Raw genomic sequence first — 2,267 nt, 5'->3', positions numbered from 1 at the left:
TTCCCCCAGAGCTTGGGGTACATTTCAAACGGTAGCTGGGGTCTAGAAACATAAACCTAACCACCCGCTCTCTGCACACTCGCACAACTGCCTAGCGTTTGCACATCAGGTTGTAGAGAACTGTGCAGCAAAGTGAGGACTCCGTCCCACTATCGCGAACAGTCAATCGGCGATTAGAGACAGCCCTCTTCCTAGGAAGCATTCTTTGGCTTATCGGCCCAGGGATTGCAGCCAGCCGAGCAGGGTGGTACCGGACAGAGCTTCAAACAGGATCAGGGCAACAAAGCCGATCATTGCCAAACGCCCGTTCAAGCGCTCTGCATAGTCGGTGAAGCCCACGCGGGGGGTGCTGTCCACATACATTTCCGGCTCGATGGCGTAGTTGTTCAGCCGACCGCCTTCTTCGACGACGACGGAGCGATATCGGGTCATAGGGTTCTCCTCGTGCTTTCTTTCCCAGCGTAGCTCGCTTTGCATAGGATTGTAAAGTTTTATTTACAACGTTGTTGACGCCCAATGTTCCGAGCTGCCGGGCAGAGTTCAACCAGGCCAGGAACAGCCTGTAAGCAGGGTTGTGGCTCTTGTCCCAGTACAGGGGAGCTGATAATAGCAAGGGGACTGGAGGACAACCATGTCGGTGCTGGAACAGTTAAATATGCTGCTGGATGGCCAGCCGGTGGCCAGCTTGGCGGTGCTGGAGCAGGGATCCCCGGCGGTGTCGTTGGTGCCTTTTGTGGTGCAGCGGGATCCCTTGCGCTTTGCCATTGTCATCAGCGATCTTTCTGCCCACACCCAGGCTTTGCGGGCGGATCCCCGGGCCGCGCTACTCATCCACGAGCCGCCTACGCCAGGGGATCCCCGCAGTAACCATGCCCTGTCGCGGGTGATGGTGAGCGGAGAAGCCCAGTTTCTCAGCCGCGAAGAGGCGCAAGCGCAGGGGTTTGAGGCCCTTTATCGCGCCAAGTACGAGATTGCCGAGATGATCCTAAGTTTGGCGGATTTTCACTTCTGTCAGATCGTCCCCAAAACTGGTAGCTTCATCCAGGGGTTTGGCCAGGCATTCCGGCTGAGGGGCCCCAACCTGGATCAACTGGAGCACCTTGGTCGGGCGTAGATTATGAGAATTCCAAGGGCAGCCCGCGCCATCCTTGAGCCCAGGGAAGCTCTTGCTGCGCCGCTTCCTAGCTCCCCTCTTCTGGGGGGAGAGAATGGAGTCCTTTCTCAGGTTTTCGGGTGGGATCCCGGATCCAGTCCAACAGCAGCGGGTTGACCAGCTCGGGGGCTTCATCCTGGGGGCAATGGCCGACCCCCGGCAATGGGATGAACCCCACCACGCAAGGAAACTCTGCCAGGGCCCGCCCCAGAGCAATGGGTTCCCAGGGATCCGCTTCCCCCCACAAGATCAAGACGGGACAGGTGAGCTGAGGCAAGAGATCTTCAGCCAAAGGCCCCTGAGAATAGCGCACAAAGGCCAAAAAGACCTCTGCCGCCCCCGGCTCCAAAGCGGGTTTGAGCAAAAGCTGGATCAGTTCCTCGGTAACCGCTTCTTTGCGCCCGTAGGCTTGGAGGAGGATATTGCGAATGGCCCTAGCCTGGGCCACCTGAGCAAAGAAGAAACGACCAAAGGGGGGCCACCCCAGCAGGGATTGCAGCAAAGGGGTAAACTGGCGGCGCAGCCAGGAGACCTGGCCCCGTTTCCGCTCGTGCAATAGCCGCAGCGAGGGATCCAACATCGCTACCCCTAAAACCTGGGCTGGATCCAGAACCGCCGCCTGCAAAGCCACGATGCCCCCAATCGAGTTGCCCACCAGGTAGGCCGGCTGGCCCATCACCTCCCGCACAAAATCGGCCACCAGGGATCCCCAGGTCTCAAAGGTGTAGGGCAAAGGGGATCCCGGCAGGGGCTTGGCGGATCCCCCAAACCCCAACAAATCAATCGCATACACCTGACAGTGCTGCCCCAGCTCCGGCAAATTTTTCCGCCAATGGTCGCTGCTGGCCCCGAAGCCATGGATGAGCAACACGGCTGGGCCTGCGGATCCCGACTGTTGGTAGCGAATGGGCTGGTCACGCCAGAGCCAGCGATGCTCTGTGTTCGCGTTGGCGCTGCATGGCAACATGGGGGTGCAGTGTAGGTTTGAGTCAGCGTTGCGATCCTAACCGTTCGCGACAGCGGGACAAAGTCCTTGTGATCGGGGCAACTGAGAGTACCGGCGGAGGGTGGCCCCCTTCCACCCGTTGGCGCACTTGAATCGAGGAACAAGGAT

Annotated in this window: 3 protein-coding genes; 1 reads left to right on the top strand and 2 read right to left on the bottom strand. The window is 59.2% G+C overall.

Translation table 11 applies throughout. From position 1 onward, the window contains the following. Nucleotides 1–210 precede the first annotated feature (210 nt). Nucleotides 211–432, bottom strand: coding sequence for a high light inducible protein (locus NW829_RS12100; RefSeq protein WP_414328818.1), 222 nt, complete (start codon nt 430–432; stop codon nt 211–213). Nucleotides 433–631: 199 nt separating this feature from the next. On the opposite strand from NW829_RS12100, the gene NW829_RS12095 reads away from it, so the two are divergent. After that, nucleotides 632–1,114 (top strand): pyridoxamine 5'-phosphate oxidase family protein, encoded by a 483-nt coding sequence (locus NW829_RS12095; protein ID WP_414417183.1) that lies wholly within the window; start codon nt 632–634, stop codon nt 1,112–1,114. A 67-nt stretch (nt 1,115–1,181) separates the two neighbouring features. On the opposite strand, the gene NW829_RS12090 is transcribed toward NW829_RS12095, so the two are convergent. After that, complete coding sequence (locus NW829_RS12090) at nt 1,182–2,120, bottom strand: alpha/beta fold hydrolase (RefSeq protein ID WP_414417182.1); 939 nt, start codon at nt 2,118–2,120, stop codon at nt 1,182–1,184. Nucleotides 2,121–2,267 lie beyond the last annotated feature (147 nt).

The organism is Synechococcus sp. R55.8 (assembly GCF_047461895.1).
GTDB lineage: Bacteria > Cyanobacteriota > Cyanobacteriia > Thermostichales > Thermostichaceae > Thermostichus.
The sequence above is the reverse complement of the archived record's forward strand: the minus strand, read 5'-3'. Positions and strand labels throughout refer to the sequence as shown.